A 17,258-nucleotide genomic window follows, 5' to 3' on the forward strand; every position below is an offset into this window, starting at 1 on the left:
CGCGCTCGCCGCCGGCCGGCCGCAGCACGGTCGGCGCGCCGGCCGAGGCGACCGCGAGGCCGACCCGGCCGCCGTCGGCGGCGACCCGCCAGCCGAGCAGCGCCAGGGCCTCGGCGGCCGCCACCGAGCGCAGGGCCCTCCGGGTGCCGAACAGCATCGCGGGCCGGAAATCGGCGAGCAGCACCACGGCGCGGTCGCGCTCGTCGTGGTGGGTGCGGACGTGCAGCTGCCCGGTCCGGGCCGTGGCGTTGCGGTCGATGAACCGGCGGTCGTCGCCCTCGGACCAGAGCCGGACGTCCTCCGGCTCCGAGCCGCGCCCGCGGCGCCGGGTGACGATGCCGCCGGGCAGGCCCGCCAGCGTCCGGGTGGCGGGCGCGGAGCCCCGCCGGGCGAGGTGGCGCAGGCCCATCAGGGCCTCGCCCGAGAGGTGGATGCCGTGCCCGGCGCGATCCCGCCCGGACCCCTGGGCGGGGAGGGCGGCCCCGGCGGTCGGGCCAAGCTCCCCCGCGGCGGCGGGAGGGGATCTGCGGCGCGCCTGCCCGAACCCGAACACCGTCAGAGCGCCCGCACCCGCTGCACCAGCTCGCCGACGAGGCCGCGCGCCGTCCGGCCCTCGGCGGCCGCCCGCCAGGTCAGGCCGATGCGGTGGGAGAGGGCGTCGCGGGCCAGCTCCGCGACGTCCTCGGGCGTGACGTGGTCGCGTCCCCGCAGCCAGGCCCGGGCCTTGCCGGCCATCATCAGCGCCAGGGTGCCCCGCGGCGAGGCCGGGTGCTCGATCATGGCGCGCAGGTCCGGGGCGGCCGCGTCGGTGCGGGTCGCCGCGACCAGCCGGACGAGGTAGTCCTTGAGGGCCGGCGACACGTAGGTGGCGAGCGCCGCCTCCCGGGCGGCGCGCACGTCCGCGAGCGACAGCCGCACGGTCATCGCGTCGACGTGGTGGGTGATCTCGCCCTCCACCAAGTCGAGGATCGCCCGCTCGGTGGTCTCGTCGGGCATGTCGACCACGACGTGGAGGAGGAAGCGGTCGAGCTGCGCCTCCGGCAGCGGGAAGGTGCCGGCATGCTCGATCGGGTTCTGGGTCGCCACGACCATGAACGGGTCGGAGAGGCGGTGCGTCGCGCCCGAGACCGTCACCTGCCCCTCGGCCATGGATTCGAGCAGCGCCGACTGCACCTTCGGGGGCGCGCGGTTGACCTCGTCCACCAGCACGAGGGCGTGGAACAGGGGGCCTGGCAGGAACTCGAAGGTGCCGCTGTCCTGGCGCCACACCGTGGTGCCGGTGAGGTCGGCCGGCATCAGGTCCGGCGTGCACTGGATGCGCGCGAAGGAGCCGTCGAGGCCGTCGGCGAGCCGCTTGACCGCCCGGGTCTTGGCGAGCCCCGGCGCGCCCTCGATCAGCAGGTGGCCGCCGGTCAGGAGCCCGATCAGCAGGCGCTCCACGAGGCCGGCGCTGCCGATCAGGCCGCGCTCCAGCCCCTCGCGCAGCGCCATGACGCGGCCGTGCAGGGCGGCGTCGGGAGCGCCGGTGGGCGCATGGTCTGGCGCGCTGTCGGGCCGGCGTTCGGCGAGGGCGCCGCTGGTGGCGCCGCTCATGCGGAGAACGTTCCGGTGCGGACCGAATCCGCCCGTCGGGCCTTATCCTGGGCCGTGTGCTGCATCCTGCACGTCTCCTCGGCCGGGTCCCGGATTCTTAAGGGATCCTCAGGCTCTTGCCGGTGTGCCCGCTGCCCGGTGCGGCCGTCAATCCCGCTTCGGACACGCTTTCCGGTCCCGGCCGGGCCATGGTGTCACGGTTCCGTCACCTCCCCGCTTTCATGAGACGGTGGATGACCAGCTACGCCGCCCTCCCCGAAGAACTGAAATCCGCGATCGGCCTGCTCGTGGCCTTCGTGCTGGGCACGATCATCGGGGCCGAGCGGCAGTACCGGCAGCGCACCGCGGGCCTGCGCACGGCGGTGCTGGTCGCGGTCGGGGCCAGCGCCTTCGTGGATCTCGGCATGCGCCTGACCGGCCCGGACGGGGGCGTCCGCACGGTGGCCTACGTGATCTCGGGCATCGGCTTCCTCGGCGCCGGCGTGATCATGAAGGAGGGCATGAATGTCCGCGGCCTCAACACGGCCGCGACCCTGTGGTGCTCGGCCGCGGTCGGGGCCTTCTGCGGCGCCGACCTGCCCCTGGAGGCGGTGTTCGTGATGGTGACGGTGCTCGCCTGCAACACGGCGCTCCGGCCGCTGGTGAACGCCATCAACCGCGCGCCGATCCGGGAATCCGCCACCGAGGCGACCTACGAGGTCCAGGTCACCACGGCGCCCGGCGAGGCCGGGCCGGCCCAGGACCTGCTGGTGGAGCGCCTGGAGGCCGCGAACTATCCGGTCGGCAGCGTCGAGATCGAGGAGCGCGGCGAGAGCGCGGTCGACGTGGTGGCGACGCTCACGGCCAGCGCCGTGAAGGCCGAGGAGCTCGACGCCGTGACCAACGCGCTGGCCCGCATGCCGGGCATCCGCCACGCCACGTGGTCGGTGCAGACCGCCGACTGAGCGCGGTCGAGGGCCGGCGGGCCCTCCGTCCGCCGGGTGCCCCCTCCGGCGGGTGAGGCGGGGCGGTGCCCCGGGGCCGTCAGCGGCGCGGGTCGAGGGGCCGGCTGCGGCGCTCGATCACCACGGTCGGGCGCGTGCGGCGCTCCACCACCACGGTGCGCGGCGCCCGGCTCGGGCTCGCCTGGGTCAGGATCCGCTCGGGGGCGCGCTCCGGCTTGACCTTCTTGGCCGCCAGGACGTGGGGGCGGACCTCGTCGGCCGGCAGGCCCATCAGGCCGGCGGCGATCTCGACCTGCTGCTCGACGTCGTCCGCGAGGTCCTGCGCGGCGGCGACCGCCTCGCTCACGGTGGGCGGCTCGCGGCGGACGCGGATCGGCGGCAGGTCGGCGAAGCTCTTCTGCGTCTTCTTCACGGGGCGACTCGCAGTCTTCATGCACCAGACATAGCGCCTTCCGGGCAGGTTGTGCAGTGCATCAAAAACGTGTGATGGGCGCCTCCCGCACATGTCTCGCGTCCGGGCGACGCGGATACGAAGCCGGCTGCCGCGGCCTTGTGCAGCCTCGGGCGTTCGGTGCCCGTTCGACCGGGCCTCGCGGCGATCCCGCGGGCAGATGCCGGCCGTCCCGGTCCGGGCGCGCCCGTGTGCGTCATAGTGGCGCGGCGTGCGGGGCCCGCGCTTACCCGCGCTTCAGCCCGGCATGGTAGGATCCGCCCATGACCGAGAGCCTCGATCCCCGGCTGACCCCGGCCCGGCCGCACGTCGCCGATCTTCGCCTGCGGGACCGCGTCGCGGCGGCGCGCTACGTCGCCGGCACGCCGCGGCGGGTGACCGCCCCGTCGGCGCCGCTGCGCCGCGCGCCCGCCGCCGACGCGGGGCTCGACACCGAGGCGCTGCTGGGCGACGCGGTCGATCTCTACGACGCGGCGGACGGCTACGCCTTCGTGCAGCTCGCCCGCGACGGCTACGTCGGCTACCTGCCGGCCGACAGCCTCGGTCCGGTCGATCCGGAGCCGACGCACCGCGTCACCGCCCTGCGCACCTTCCTGTATCCCGAGCCGGACCTGAAGCGGCCGGTCCTCGGCCATCTCAGCCTCGGCGCCCGCCTCGCGGCGACGGGGGAGGCCGGCGCCTACCTGGAGACGCCGGGAGGCTACGTGTTCGCCCGCCACTGCGCGCCCGTCGACGCCCGCGCGCCGGACTACGCGGCGACGGCCGCGCGGCTCGCCGGGACCCCCTATCTCTGGGGCGGCCGCACCAGCCTCGGGCTCGACTGCTCCGGCCTCGTGCAGCTCTGCCTCGACGCGGCGGGGCTGCCCTGTCCCCGCGACGCCGACATGCAGGAGCGGGCCCTCGGGCGGGCGCTGCCCTTCGACCCCGCGCGCCCGGACTTCGCGGGCCTGCGCCGGGGCGACTTCGTCTTCTGGCGCGGCCATGTCGGGCTGATGGGCGATCCCGAGACGCTGATCCACGCCAACGGCCACCACATGGCGGTCGCCGCCGAGCCGCTCGCCGAGGCGGTCGCCCGCATCGCGGCGCACAGCTTCGGCGCCGTGACGGGGATCCGGCGGCTCTGAGGGGGCCGGCGCGGGTCCCATTGCCGCGGCAATCGTGCTACAGACGGGCCACGGAGCGGCTCCGCTTCCCTCTTCCCGCCCGGTTCCTGGGCCAGTCCTGTTGACAGGACAGCCCCGCCCTCGCCACATCCCCCGCATGACCGCCGATATCGCGACCCCCGAGCCCGCCCCGGGCACCGCCGGCAAGCCGCCGCTGGAGATCCTGCTCTGCGCCCCGCGCGGCTTCTGCGCCGGCGTGGTGCGGGCCATCGACGTCGTGGAGCGGGCGCTCGCCATCTACGGGCCGCCCGTCTACGTCCGCCACGAGATCGTGCACAACAAGTACGTCGTGGAGAGCCTGAAGCGGAAGGGCGCCGTGTTCGTCCGCGAGCTCGACGAGGTGCCGGACGGCGGCGCCCCGGTGATCTTCTCCGCCCACGGCGTGGCCAAGACCGTGCCGGCCAACGCTGATTCGCGCGGGCTGACCACGATCGACGCCACCTGCCCGCTGGTGACCAAGGTCCATCGCGAGGCCGAGATCCACCACAAGCGCGGCCGCCACGTGCTGCTGGTCGGCCATTCCGGCCATCCCGAGGTCGTGGGCACGATGGGCCAGCTGCCCAAGGGCTCGATCACCCTGGTGGAGGATCTCGAGCAGATCGCCGCCCTGACCCCGGACAATCCCGACAACCTCGCCTGGGTCACCCAGACGACCCTGTCGGTCGACGACACCCGCCACATCGTCGACGCCCTGAAGAAGAAGTTCCCGAACATCACCGGGCCCCATAAGGACGACATCTGCTACGCCACCACCAACCGCCAGGAGGCGGTGAAGCAGGTGGCGCCGCTGGTCGACGCCCTGATCGTGGTCGGCTCGTCGAACTCGTCGAACTCGCAGCGCCTGCGCGAGGTCGCCGAGCGGGTGGGCTGCCCGATCACCCGCCTCGTGCTCCGCGCCGAGGAGATCGACTGGCCGGCCTTCGAGGGAATCCGCAAGCTCGGCCTCACGGCAGGCGCCTCGGCCCCCGAGGTCCTGGTCGAGGAGATCATCGACGCCTTCGCGGCCCGCTACGACGTGATGGTCGACACGGTCTCGACGGTGATCGAGGACATGGTCTTCCCGCTGCCGCGGGAGCTGCGCAGCGAGGCCGCCGAGTAAGGCGGTCCGGTCGACGGCGCGGGACCGACGCCTCGGTCTCGGGGCGCGCGGCAGGCTTTGTGCGGGGGCGCTTCGGCGCCCCTTGCCGTATCGAACTTCCGACATCAGAGCGCAGACACGTGGCCGTCTACACCGAGGTATCCGACGCGGCGCTCGCCGAGTTCCTGTCCGCCTACGCGATCGGCAGCCTGCTCTCCTTCAAGGGCATCGCGGAGGGTGTCGAGAACTCGAACTTCTTCCTGCACACCACCGAGGGCGCCTACATCCTGACGCTCTACGAGAAGCGCGTCCGGGAACAGGACCTGCCGTTCTTCATCGGGCTGATGGAGCACCTCTCGGCCCGCGGCCTCGCCTGCCCGCAACCCGTGCGCGACCGAGCCGGCCAGGCCCTCGGCCAGCTCTGCGGCCGGCCCGCCGCCATCGTGAGCTTCCTGGAGGGCGTCTCGGTCAGGGCGCCGGGCGCCGAGCATTGCCGGGAACTCGGCCGGGCGCTCGCGGAGCTGCACGCCGCCGGCCGGGACTTCCCGATGGTGCGGGAGAACAACCTCTCGGTGTCCGCGTGGCGCCCGCTCTTCGCGCAAGCGGAGGCCCAGGCCGATTCCGTCGAGCCCGGCCTCGCGGCGCGCACCCGGTCGGACCTCGCCGTCCTGGAGGCGCACTGGCCCCGGGACCTGCCGGGCGGCGTGATCCACGCGGACCTGTTCACCGACAACGTCTTCTTCATCGGCGACGCCCTGTCGGGCCTGATCGACTTCTACTTCGCCTGCACGGACGCCTTCGCGTACGACCTCGCGGTCTGCCTGAACGCGTGGTGCTTCGACCCCGACGGCACCTTCCACCGGGACATGGCCGCTGCGCTGATCGCCGGCTACGAGGCCGTGCGGCCCCTGGAGGCCGCCGAGGTCGCGGCCCTGCCGATCCTGTGCCGGGGCGCCGCCCTCCGCTTCATGCTCACCCGGCTGGTCGACTGGCTGAACGTGCCCCCGGGCGCCCTGGTGAAGCCGAAGGACCCGCGGGAATTCGATCGCCGGCTCACCTTCCACCGCCAGGCGCGGGACGCCCGCGATTACGGGCGGGCGGGCTGAGACGCGGATGAGCCGGCGACCCGCCGAACAACCGGGTCGATCCGTCTGCCACGACCAGTTTGACAGGGCCTAAACCCCGTCACCGCGGGCGCAGCGTCGTGCAGGGTCGCGCGACGCCCGTCGCCGTGGCGCTGCCCTGCATCGCTTCGCTGCGCGCGCACTGACGGCTGGGCCGCAGGAGGCGGCCGCACCGCTTCGGGAAGGGGAGGCGCGGGACCGCCGACCCTCGCGTTCGAGCGAGTCGTCGGGCCGCTCAGTCGGTCTCGCCGTCCAGCCCCAGCCAGTGGCGGCCGTCGCGGGCGAGCAGCGCGTCGGCCTCCGCCGGGCCGGCGCTGCCCGCGGGGTAGAATGTCACCTCCGCCTGCGGCCAGCCCTTGAGCAGGGGATCGACCGCCGCCCAGCCGGCCTCGATGTTGTCGGCGCGCTGGAACAGCGTCGCGTCGCCGGTCATGCAATCGTAGAGCAGCGTCTCGTAGCCGACATTCGGCCGGTCGGCGAAGAAGTCCTTGTAGCGGAAGCCGGAGCGCACCCGGCCGATCTTCATCTGCGGCCCCGGCACCTTGACGTTGAACTCGGTGCTGACCCCGTGATCGGGATCGATCTGGATCCGCATCACGGTGGGCCCGAGGTCGGCCGTGGGCGTGTCCTCGAACATCTTGAACGGCGCCGGCTTGAACAGCACGGCGATCTCGGTGCGTCGCCCGGTCATGCGCTTGCCGGTGCGGACGTAGAACGGCACCCCGGCCCAGCGCCAGTTCTCGATGTTGAGCTTCAGGGCGATGTAGGTCTCGGTGACCGAATCCTTCGCGACGTGCGGCTCGTCCCGGTAGGCGGGCACGTCGCGCCCCTCCGAGGTGCCGGCCGTATACTGGCCGCGCACCGCGTCCTCCGGCGGGATCGGCTTCACGGCCTCGGCGAGCTTGGCCTTCTCGGTGCGCACGGCCTCCGCGTCGAAGGAGTTCGGCGGCTCCATGGCGACCATGCAGAGCAGCTGGAACATGTGGTTCGGCACCATGTCGCGCAGCGCCCCGGTCGGCTCGTAGAAGCCGCCCCGCTCCTCGACGCCGACGGTCTCGGCCGCCGTGATCTGGATGCTGTCGATGTATTCCCGCCGCCAGACCGGCTCCAGCAGGCCGTTGGCGAAGCGGAACGCCATGATCGACTGAACGGTCTCCTTACCCAGGAAGTGGTCGATCCGGTAGAACTGGCTCTCGTCGCCCTGGCGGAGGATGCGGGCGTTCAGCTCCCGGGCCGAGGCCAGATCGGAGCCGAACGGCTTCTCGATGACGACGCGGCGGAACGTTCCGCCTCCTGCTTCAGCAGGCCGCGCTGCCCGAGCCCGTCCACGATCGTCCCGAAGAAGCGCGCCGCCACCGCGCAGTAGAACACCGCGCTGCCGGTGACCCGCTGCTTCACGGCCGCGTAGGTCTCGGGCTTCTCGAAATCGCCCTTCAGGTAGTGGAGCCGGTCCCGGATGAAACCCCAGCTCTTCGGGTCGATGTGGTCGGCGTGGAACTCCGAGGTCGGGTCCTTGCTGAACGCCTCCAGGGTCTGGGTGAGATTCTCGCGGAGCGACTCGTCGGTACCGTCATTGTGATCGATGCCGAGGATCGAGAAGCCCTCGGACAGGAGGCCCGCCCCCGCGAGGTTGTAGAGCGAGGGCATCAGCAGGCGCTTGGTCAGGTCGCCGCCGGCCCCGAAGATCACCAGCGTGCAGGGCGGCGCCGGCTGCGTGCCGCAGGCTGCCGTGTCCTTGAGGGCTGTCGTCGGCTCGGCCATCCCTGACTCCCGTGTGACTGCGGTGCAGCAAACCGGCCTGACAACCCGCCGCGGCGGGGCCCGTTCCGGTGCCCCTCGGGCTATGCCGCGCCGAGTCTAGGATCAAGGAACCCCGCACGCATACCCTCTCCGTCGAGCCCTGGGCGCACAGCCACGCCTTCCCAGGTGACCGGCACGATCTGCCACGCCGCCGGACCGGGGCGGTCGCCGCGCGCGCGGCCGTCGCGAGATTGGCGGGGATCGTCGGCGGCGCGTGCCTCGGCTCGATGGCCCTGGGCGCCGACGGCTGGCGCTTGTCGACCCGCGCGCCGGTGCTGGGCATCGCGGCGCTCGCCTACCACCTCGCCCGGCGCCACGCGGACGATCGCCGCTTCGGCATCGGCAGGTTCGGCGACCTGGCGCCTTCGCCAGCGCCCTGCTGATCGGCCCGATCGTCCTGCTGATCGGCGCCGAGAGCCTCGACCGGCTGCGGCACGCGGTGACGATCGACTTCGATCAGGCGATCCCGATCGCGGTCCTGGGGCTCGCCGCGAACCTCGCGAGCGTCCAGCCGCTGCACGACGACCACGGTCACCGCTCAGGACGAGGGTGCGGGTTGGACGCTCCGGGCCGCACCATCACGCGGCCCGCCGGCCGCTACTCGTCGGGGCGGACGGCCTGGCCGCCGCGGTCGATCGGCAGGCTCGGACCCTTCAGCTCGGAATCGCTCGGCAGGGCGCGCACGTCCCAGCCGCCGCCGAGTGCCCGGATCAGCGTGACCGCCGCGGTGAAGCGGCTCAGCCGCACCTGGAGGGCGTTGACCTCGTTGTTCACGAGCAGGTTCTGGGCGGTCACCACCGTGGTGAAGTTCTGGGTGCCGGCCCGGTACTCGTTGAGCGTGATCTCCACGGCCTTGCGCGACAGGTCCACCGCGGTGTCCTGGGCCCGCTGCTGCTGGCCGAGGATACGCACGGCCGCCATCTGGTTCTCGACCTCCGCGAAGGCGGCCAGCACCACCTGCCGGTAATTGGCCACCGCCGAGTCGTAGCCGGCCTCGGCCGAGCGCAGGGCCGCCGTGCGGGCGCCGCCGTCGAACAGCACCTCGCTGCCGGAGGCCGCCACCGACCAGACTTGGTTGGCCGCCGAGAGCAGGCCGTTGCGGGTCGCTCCCGAGATGCCGCCCTGGGCCGAGATCGTCACGGTGGGGAAGAAGGCCGCCACCGCGACGCCGATGCGCTCGCTCTGCGCCTGGACGAGGCGCTCGGCCTGGGCCACGTCGGGGCGCCGCTCCAGCAGGTCGCCGGGGATGCCCACCGGCACGCCCGGCGGGTTGCGCGGGATGCCGGCCACCGGGATCGACACCTCCGAGGGCGGGCGCCCGATCAGCGTGGCGATGGCGTTGACGTACTGCACCCGGGTCAGCCGCACCGCGATGGCCTGGGCCTCGATGGTCTGCACCTGGGTCTGCGCGGTGATTACGTCGGAGCGCGCCGCCACGCCGGCGGCGTACTGGTTCTCGGTGATCGCCAGGGTTCTCTTGAAGTTCTCGACATTCTCGTCGAGCACCTTCTGGAGGGAGTCGGCGTAGCGCACCGTCAGGTAATCGGCCGCGATCTCGGCCTGGATACTCAGCCGGGTCAGCGCGATCGTGGCGGCGTCGGACTGCGCCAGGGCCGCCTCGCTCTCGATGGTGCGGCGGGTGCCGCCGAACAGGTCGAGCTCCCAGCTTGCCTGGCCCAGCAGCGACACGTTGGTGCGCGTGGCGGTGCCGCTGCCGGTCCGGGTGATGCTCGGCGCGCCGATCACGGTCGGGTACAGGGCGGCCTGCGCGGAGGCGACGAGCGCCCGGGCCTGCCGGTAATTCGCCACCGCCTGCCGGAGGGACTGGTTGTCGACGTCGACGAGGCGGATCAGGCGGTCGAGAGCCGGATCCTTGAACACCCGCCACCAGTCGCCGCGCTCGACGGCGTCGCTCGGCCGGGCCTCGCGCCAGCCCTTCCTGCGCGCCGCGACGTAGGCCGGGCTGTCCTCCCGGACGCCGCCCTGCTTGTAGGCGAGCGGCGTCTCCACGGAGGGCCGGGTGTAGTCGGGCCCGACCACGCAGCCGGTCATGAGGGGGGCGGCGAGGAGCAGGGCGGCGAGGGCGTGAAGCCGACGATCGGTCGCAAGCGCGCCGCCCGCCTCGAACCCCATCCGGAGGTGCCGAAGCGTGGCGGAGGCCTCGAAAGAGCCTCCCGGCAGGCCGTGCGATCCCCGCAGGCCTCCTTCGAGGCCGCGACGCAGCACCTCGGGACGAGGACGCGGATCGGACGGACCCTCGGGTACGCCGGGGCCCGCGGCTGTTTCACGTGAAACCTTAACCATCACTCTCCGGCCGGCAGCGCCGCTTCTCCGCCCCGCCCGGCGCGCCGACGCCGGTTGAGCACCCTGTGCCGGAGGCGATCGAGGGTGAGGTAGACGACGGGGGTGGTGTAGAGGGTCAGGATCTGGCTCACAATCAGCCCGCCGACGATGGCGATGCCCAGCGGGCGGCGCAGCTCCGCGCCCTCGCCGTTGGCGAGGATCAGCGGCACGGCACCCAGCATGGCGGCCAGCGTCGTCATCATGATCGGCCGGAAGCGCAGGAGACAGGCCTCCCGGATCGCGTCCACGGGATTCGCCGCCCGGGTCCGCTCGGCGTCGATCGCCACGTCGATCATCATGATCGCGTTCTTCTTCACGATGCCGATGAGCAGGAACACCGCGATCAGCGCGATGATGGTGAAGTCGGTGCCCGTCACCAGCAGGGCCAGCACCGCGCCGACGCCGGCCGACGGCAGGGTCGAGAGGATCGTCAGAGGGTGCACGAAGCTCTCGTAGAGGATCCCCAGCACCGCGTAGACCGCCAGGATCGCCGCCAGGATCAGCAGCGGCTGGCGCGACGCGGAGGCGACGTAGTTCTTGGCCGCGCCGGCATACTCGCCGTGGATCGTGGCGGGCAGCTGAAGGGACGCCATGGCCCGGTCGATGGCGGCGGTCGCGTCCGACAGGCTCTTGCCCGGGGCGAGGTTGAACGAGATCGTGGTGGCCACGAACAGGCCCTGATGGCTCACCTGCACGGGGGCGCTGCCGGGCTCGATCCGCGCGAAGGCCGAGAGCGGCACCATCGTCTCCTTGGCGGAAGAGACCGGCGCGCTCGACGAGGCGCCGCCCTTGCTCGCCGCGATGGCGTTCGCGGAGGCGTTGCGGGCCGAGTCGGACGCGATGGCGGCGGCGTTCGAGGCGGTGTCGGCCGTGCTGGCGGAGGCGGCCGCCGCCGCGGCGGCGCCGGAACTCCCGGAGCCGCCCACCGCTCCGGAGCCCGTGGCGACACCGGTCGCGGCGCTCGCCGACGACCCGCTGCCCGGGCTGCTGGTGCCGGTCGCCGCGTTCGTGTTGACGGTCCCGCCCGCCGCCACCGTGCCGGCGACCGCGTTGGTGGTGGCCGAGCCCGGCGCGTTGCCGCCCGAGGTCGAGACGTAGATCTGCTTGAGCGTCTCCGGCGTCTCCAGGTAGCGCGGCGCGATCTCCATCACGACGTGGTACTGGTTCAGCGGGTTGTAGATCGTCGAGACCTGGCGCTGCCCGAAGGCGTCGTAGAGGGTGTTGTCGATCTTGTTCGGCGTGATGCCGTAGCGGAACGCGGTCGCCCGGTCGATCACGACCCGGCTCTCCAGACCGCCCTCCTGCTGGTCCGAGGTCACGTCCGCGAAGGTCGGGTCCTTCTGCAGGGCCGCGACCAGCTTCGGGGCGGCGGCGAACAGCTCCTCGGCGGTGTCCCCCTGGAGGGTGTACTGGTACTGGGCGAAGCTCTGGCGGCCGCCCATCTGCAGGTCCTGGCGCGGGAAGACGTAGAGGCGCGCGCCCGCGACCTGCGCGAGCTTCGGCCGCAGCCGCGCCATCACGGCCGAGATCGGCGCCCGCTCGTTGAGCGGCTTCAGGCCGACGAAGACGTTGGCCGAGTTGGTGCCGCGGCCGCCCGTGAAGCCGACGACGCTCTCGACCGCCGGATCCGCCCCGACGATCGCGGTCGCCTGCGTGAGCTTCTTCTCCATCGACTGGAACGAGATGCGCTGGTCGGCCTGGATGCCGCCCATCATCTGCCCGGTATCCTGCTCGGGGAAGAAGCCCTTCGGGACGATGATGTAGAGGTAGACGTTGAGCCCGACCGTGGCGAGCAGGCTCAGCAGGACGAGGCGCGGATGGGCGAGCGCCACCTCCAGCGTCCGCGCGTAGGCGCCGAGCAGCCGGGCGAAGCCGCCCTCCAGGATCCGGATCAGCAGGTTCGGCCGGCGGCCGGCCGGCGGTTCGCCATTGGGGCCATGCCCCTCGGCCCGGAGCAGCCGGGCACACATCATCGGCGTGGTCGTGAGCGAGAGCACCAAGGAAATCAGGATCGACAGCGACAGGGTCACCGAAAATTCCTGGAAGATGCGGCCGACGAGGCCGCCCATCAGCAGGATCGGCAGGAACACCGCGATGAGCGACAGGCTCATCGAGATCACCGTGAACCCGACCTCCCGCGCGCCGATCAGCGCCGCCTGGAGCCGGGGCTTGCCCTCCTCGATGTGGCGCTGGACGTTCTCCAGCACCACGATGGCGTCGTCGACCACGAAGCCGGTGCCGATGATCAGCGCGGTGAGTGACAGGATGTTGAGCGAGTAGCCGAGCAGGTACATCGCCGAGAAGGTGCCGACGATCGAGATCGGCACGGCGACCGCCGGGATCAGCGTGGCCCGCCAGGAGCGCAGGAAGCCGTACACCACCAGGATTACGAGGCCGACCGCCACCAGCAGGGTCTCCTCGGTGGCCGAGAGCGAGGCGCGGATCGTGGCGCTGCGGTCGCCGGTGAGCTTGATGTCGATGCCGCCGGGCAGGGACGCGGTGATCTGCGGCAGGGCCTCCTTCACGGCCTTGATGGTCTCGACCACGTTGGCGCCGGGCTGCTTGTAGACGAACAGCAGCACGCCGGGCTTGCCGTTGACGATGCCGAGGTTGCGCTTGTCCTCGACCCCGTCGAGCACCTGCCCGACATCGGTGAGCTTCACCGCGGCGCCGTTGCGGTAGGCCACGATGATGTCGCGGTAATCGGCGGCCTTGCGGCCCTGGTCGTTGGCGTAGAGCTGGTAGCGGCGGTCGCCCGCGTCGATCTCGCCCTTGGGCGAGTTGGCGTTGGCCGAGGCGAGCGCGGCGCGGATGCCCTCGAGGCCGATGCCGTAGTTGAACAGGGCCGTGGGATCGAGCTCGACCCGCACCGCCGGCAGGGACGAGCCGCCGATATCGACGTTGCCGACGCCCGGCAGCTGCGACAGCTTCTGCTGCACCACGGTGGCGGCGGAATCGTAGACCTGGCCGCGGGTCAGGGTCTCCGAGGTCATGCCGAGGATGATGATCGGCGTGTCGGCGGGGTTGAACTTCCGGTAGGTCGGGTTCTGCCGGAGCGAGGCCGGCAGGTCGGCGCGCGCCGCGTTGATGGCGGCCTGGACGTCGCGGGCCGCGCCGTCGATGTCGCGGTTGAGGCCGAACAGCAGCACGATCCGGGTCGAGCCGAGGGAGTTCGTGGACGTCATCTCGTTGACGTCCGCGATGGCGCCGAGCCGCCGTTCGAGCGGCGCCGCCACCGTGGTGGCCATGGTGTCGGGCGAGGCGCCGGCCATCTGCGCCTGGACGAGGATGACCGGGAAGTCGATCTGCGGCAGCGGCGCCACCGGCAGCTTCAGGAAGGCGAACAGCCCGGCGAGCAGCACGCCGATGGTGAGCAGCGTGGTCGCCACCGGCCGCCGGATGAACGGCTCGGAGATGTTCACGGCAGCGCCTCGCCGCCCGCCAGATCCGGCCCCCGCCGCCCCGAGATCCGCCGCTCCAGCCGGTCGAACGCCAGGTAGATCACCGGCGTCGTGAACAGCGTCAGCACCTGGCTGACGATCAGGCCGCCCGCGATGCAGATGCCGAGCGGCTGGCGCAGCTCCGAGCCGACGCCGGTGCCCAGGATCAGCGGCACCGCGGCGAACAAAGCCGCCAGCGTCGTCATCAGGATCGGCCGGAAGCGTAAGAGGCAGGCCTGGAAGATCGCCTCGCGGGGCTCCAGCCCGTCCTCGCGCTCCGCCTGGAGCGCGAAGTCGATCATCATGATGGCGTTCTTCTTCACGATGCCGATCAGCAGCACGATGCCGATCACCGCGATGATGTCGAGCGACAGCCCGAACAGCATCAGGCCGAGCAGCGCCCCGATGCCCGCCGACGGCAGGGTCGAGAGGATCGTGATCGGGTGGATGAAGCTCTCGTAGAGTACGCCCAGCACGATGTAGACCGTGACGATCGCGGCGAGCACCAGGAACAGCTCGTTGCCGAGCGCCGACTGGAAGGCGAAGACCGAGCCCTGCGGCACCACCCGGAACGAGGGCGGCAGGCCGATCTCGGCCTTGACCCGGTCGATCGCCTCGACCGCCTGGCCGAGCGCCGCGCCGGGCGCGAGGTTGAACGACACGGTGGTGGCCGGGAACTGGCCGAGATGCGAGATCAGCAGCGGCGCCCGCCGCTCGCTGATCCGCGCCACGGCCGAGAGCGGCACCTGCCCGTTGGTCGCCGTGGACGAGGGCAGGTAGATCGCGTCGAGGCTGCGCAGGGTCGTGTGCAGCTTCGGGTCGGCTTCCAGGATCACCCGGTACTGGTTGGACTGGGTGAAGATCGTCGAGATGATCCGCTGCCCGAAGGCGTCGTAGAGGGCGTTGTCGATGGTCGCCGGGGTGATGCCGTAGCGGCCGGCGGTGGGCCGGTCGATGGTCACGTAGGCGGCGAGCCCCTGGCCCTGGTGGTCGCTCGCCACGTCGGTGACCACGGGCGACTTCGCCAGCGCCTCGGTGAAGCGCGGCACCCAGGTCTCGAAATCGTCGATGTTCGGGCTCTCGAGGATCACCTGGTACTGGGTCGCCGAGACCGCGGTGTCGATGGTCAGGTCCTGGACCGGCTGCATGTAGAGCCGCATGCCGGGCTGGTTCGCGGCGGCCGCCGAGATCCGCCGGATGATCGCGCTGGCCGTCGCGCTGCGCTCCTCCCGGGGCTTGAGGTTGATCAGCATCCGGCCGGAATTGAGCGTGACGTTCTGGCCGTCGACGCCGATGAACGAGGACAGGCTCGCCACGTCCGGGTCCTTGAGGACGATCTCGGCCATCCGCTGCTGGCGCTCGGCCATGGCGGCGTAGGAGACCGACTGGTCGGCCTGGGTGATGCCCTGGATCACGCCCGTGTCCTGCACGGGGAAGAAGCCCTTCGGGATCACCGCGAACAGGTAGATCGTGAGCCCGAGCGTGCCGAGCGCCACCAGCAGCGTCAGGCCCTGGTGGTTCAGGACGACCCGCAGGGAGCGGCCGTAGGACTCGATCGTGCCGTCGACGGCGCGCCGGCCGAGGCGGGAGAGGACGCCCTCGCGGCGGCGGTGACCGGCTTCCGGGACGTGCTTCAGGAGCCGCGCGCACAGCATCGGCACCAGCGTCAGCGAGACCACCGCCGAGATGACGATCGTGGCCGCCAGCGTGATGGCGAATTCGTGGAACAGCCGCCCGACCACGTCGCCCATGAACAGGAGCGGGATCAGCACGGCGATCAGCGAGACGGTCAGCGAGATGATGGTGAAGCCGATCTCGCGGGAGCCCTTGAGGGCTGCCTCCAGGGGCGAGTCGCCGGCCTCCACGTGGCGGGCGATGTTCTCGATCACCACGATGGCGTCGTCGACCACGAAGCCGGTGGCGATGGTGAGCGCCATCAGCGACAGGTTGTCGAGGGAGAAGCCGTACAGGTCCATCACCGACAGGGCGCCGACCAGCGACAGGGGCACCGACAGGCTCGGGATCAGGGTCGCCGACAGGCTGCGCAGGAACAGGAAGATCACCAGCACCACGAGGGCGATGGCGAGGCCGAGCTCGAACTGCACGTCCTCCACGGAGGCGCGGATCGTGGTGGTCCGGTCGGTGAGCGGCGCCACCGCCACGGCGGCCGGCAGGCTCGCCTGGAGCTGGGGCAGCAGCGCCTTGATCTTGTCGACGGTCGCGATGACGTTGGCGCCCGGCTGGCGCTGGATGTTGAGGATCACCGCCGGCGTCGCGTCGGCCCAGGCGCCGAGCTTGGTGTTCTCCGGCCCCTCGACCACGTCGGCCACCTCCGAGAGCATCACCGGGGCGCCGTTGCGGTAGGCGATGATCGCCGCGTCGTAGGCCTTCGGGTCGCGGATCTGGTCGTTGGCATTGATCGCGTAGGACTGCTTCGGCCCGTCGATCGTGCCCTTCGGCGTGTTGACGTTGAGGTTGGTGATGGTGGTGCGCAGGTCGTCGATGTTGAGCCCGTAGGCGGCGAGCGCCCGCGCGTTGAACCGCACCCGCACGGCCGGGCGCTGGCCGCCCGAGATGCTCACGAGGCCGACGCCCGCCACCTGGCTGATCTTCTGGGCCAGCCGCGACTCGGCGAGGTCGCGCACCTGGGTGAGCGGCAGGGTCTTCGAGGTCAGCGCCAGCGTCAGCACCGGCGCGTCGGCCGGGTTGACCTTGGCGTAGATCGGCGGCGCCGGCAGGTCGGAGGGCAGGAGGTTGCCGGCGGCGTTGATCGCCGCCTGGACCTGCTGCTCGGCGATGTCGAGCGGCAGGTCCAGGCTGAACTGCAGGGTGATGACCGACGCCCCCGCGGAGGATTGCGAGGTCATCTGGTTGAGGTTGGCGAGCTGGCCGAACTGGCGCTCCAGCGGCGCCGTCACCGAGGAGGTCATCACCTCCGGGCTGGCGCCGGGATAGAAGGTCTGGACCTGGATCGTCGGGTAATCGACCGCCGGCAGCGCCGAGACCGGCAGGTTCAGGTACGACACGCCGCCGACGATCAGGATCGCCAGCATCAAGAGCGTCGTGGCGACCGGGCGGAGGATGAAGAGGCGGGACGGGTTCATGGACGCGCCGCCTTTTTCCCCTCTCCCCGCGGGCGGGGAGAGGCCCGCAGGCACCTTGTCGTGATGTCCGAGCGCCTGCTCGACGAGTTCGCCCGGCTCAAGATCGAGATGGTCGGCCTGAAGCCCGACGCCGCCGACAAGCTGCCCTCGGAACTGTCGGGCGGCATGATCAAGCGCGCGGCCCTGGCCCGCTCCCTGGCGCTCGATCCCGAGATCCT

Annotated in this window: 11 protein-coding genes and 2 pseudogenes; 6 read left to right on the forward strand and 7 right to left on the reverse strand. The window is 71.8% G+C overall.

The window, feature by feature from the left end; translation table 11 throughout:
* Nucleotides 1–409 (reverse strand): DUF58 domain-containing protein (locus ME121_RS30435; RefSeq protein ID WP_491892917.1); only part of this gene is annotated, 409 nt, incomplete at its 3' end.
* 146 nt (nt 410–555) lie between these two features.
* The gene (locus tag ME121_RS30440) at nt 556–1,593 is read right to left on the reverse strand and encodes an AAA family ATPase (RefSeq protein ID WP_024828857.1); all 1,038 of its coding nucleotides are present in this window, start codon (nt 1,591–1,593) and stop codon (nt 556–558) included.
* Between the two features lie 233 nt (nt 1,594–1,826).
* On the opposite strand from ME121_RS30440, the gene ME121_RS30445 reads away from it, so the two are divergent.
* Complete coding sequence (locus tag ME121_RS30445) at nt 1,827–2,537, forward strand: MgtC/SapB family protein (RefSeq protein ID WP_012321230.1); 711 nt, start codon at nt 1,827–1,829, stop codon at nt 2,535–2,537.
* Nucleotides 2,538–2,616: 79 nt separating this feature from the next.
* On the opposite strand, the gene ME121_RS30450 is transcribed toward ME121_RS30445, so the two are convergent.
* Nucleotides 2,617–2,949: a hypothetical protein gene (locus ME121_RS30450; protein ID WP_024828856.1), complete on the reverse strand. Its 333-nt coding sequence runs from the start codon at nt 2,947–2,949 to the stop codon at nt 2,617–2,619.
* A gap of 302 nt (nt 2,950–3,251) precedes the next feature.
* On the opposite strand from ME121_RS30450, the gene ME121_RS30455 reads away from it, so the two are divergent.
* From ME121_RS30455 to ME121_RS30465, 3 genes are all read left to right on the forward strand, one after another.
* Nucleotides 3,252–4,112: a C40 family peptidase gene (locus tag ME121_RS30455; RefSeq protein WP_029361203.1), complete on the forward strand. Its 861-nt coding sequence runs from the start codon at nt 3,252–3,254 to the stop codon at nt 4,110–4,112.
* 136 nt (nt 4,113–4,248) lie between these two features.
* Nucleotides 4,249–5,250, forward strand: a complete 1,002-nt coding sequence (gene ispH, locus ME121_RS30460; RefSeq protein ID WP_012321233.1) for a 4-hydroxy-3-methylbut-2-enyl diphosphate reductase — start codon at nt 4,249–4,251, stop codon at nt 5,248–5,250.
* 119 nt (nt 5,251–5,369) lie between these two features.
* On the forward strand, nt 5,370–6,335 hold the full coding sequence (locus ME121_RS30465) for a homoserine kinase (protein ID WP_059410147.1): 966 nt from the start codon (nt 5,370–5,372) through the stop codon (nt 6,333–6,335).
* Between the two features lie 253 nt (nt 6,336–6,588).
* Here the strand turns inward: ME121_RS30465 and zwf are convergent.
* Nucleotides 6,589–8,114, reverse strand: a pseudogene (gene zwf / locus ME121_RS30470) (glucose-6-phosphate dehydrogenase).
* Between the two features lie 68 nt (nt 8,115–8,182).
* On the opposite strand from zwf, the gene ME121_RS34510 reads away from it, so the two are divergent.
* Entirely contained in the window at nt 8,183–8,536 is a 354-nt protein-coding gene (locus tag ME121_RS34510) for a hypothetical protein (protein ID WP_179239970.1), read from the forward strand.
* Between the two features lie 214 nt (nt 8,537–8,750).
* Here the strand turns inward: ME121_RS34510 and ME121_RS30480 are convergent, their stop codons facing one another.
* The 3 genes from ME121_RS30480 to ME121_RS30490 form a co-directional block, all read right to left on the reverse strand.
* The gene (locus tag ME121_RS30480; RefSeq protein WP_179239971.1) at nt 8,751–10,286 is read right to left on the reverse strand and encodes an efflux transporter outer membrane subunit; all 1,536 of its coding nucleotides are present in this window, start codon (nt 10,284–10,286) and stop codon (nt 8,751–8,753) included.
* A gap of 170 nt (nt 10,287–10,456) precedes the next feature.
* Nucleotides 10,457–13,918 carry an efflux RND transporter permease subunit gene (locus tag ME121_RS30485; RefSeq protein ID WP_043074551.1) on the reverse strand — a complete coding sequence of 1,154 codons (3,462 nt, stop codon included), beginning with the start codon at nt 13,916–13,918 and terminating at the stop codon, nt 10,457–10,459.
* Nucleotides 13,915–17,040: an MdtB/MuxB family multidrug efflux RND transporter permease subunit gene (locus ME121_RS30490; RefSeq protein WP_059410148.1), complete on the reverse strand. Its 3,126-nt coding sequence runs from the start codon at nt 17,038–17,040 to the stop codon at nt 13,915–13,917. Before ME121_RS30490 ends, ME121_RS30485 begins: the two co-directional genes overlap by 4 nt.
* Nucleotides 17,041–17,085: 45 nt before the next feature.
* Here ME121_RS30490 and ME121_RS30495 point away from each other — a divergent pair.
* Nucleotides 17,086–17,258: pseudogene (locus tag ME121_RS30495) on the forward strand (ABC transporter ATP-binding protein); the annotation flags it as partial.

It is taken from the genome of Methylobacterium sp. ME121 (assembly GCF_000974725.1).
Lineage (GTDB): Bacteria > Pseudomonadota > Alphaproteobacteria > Rhizobiales > Beijerinckiaceae > Methylobacterium > Methylobacterium radiotolerans.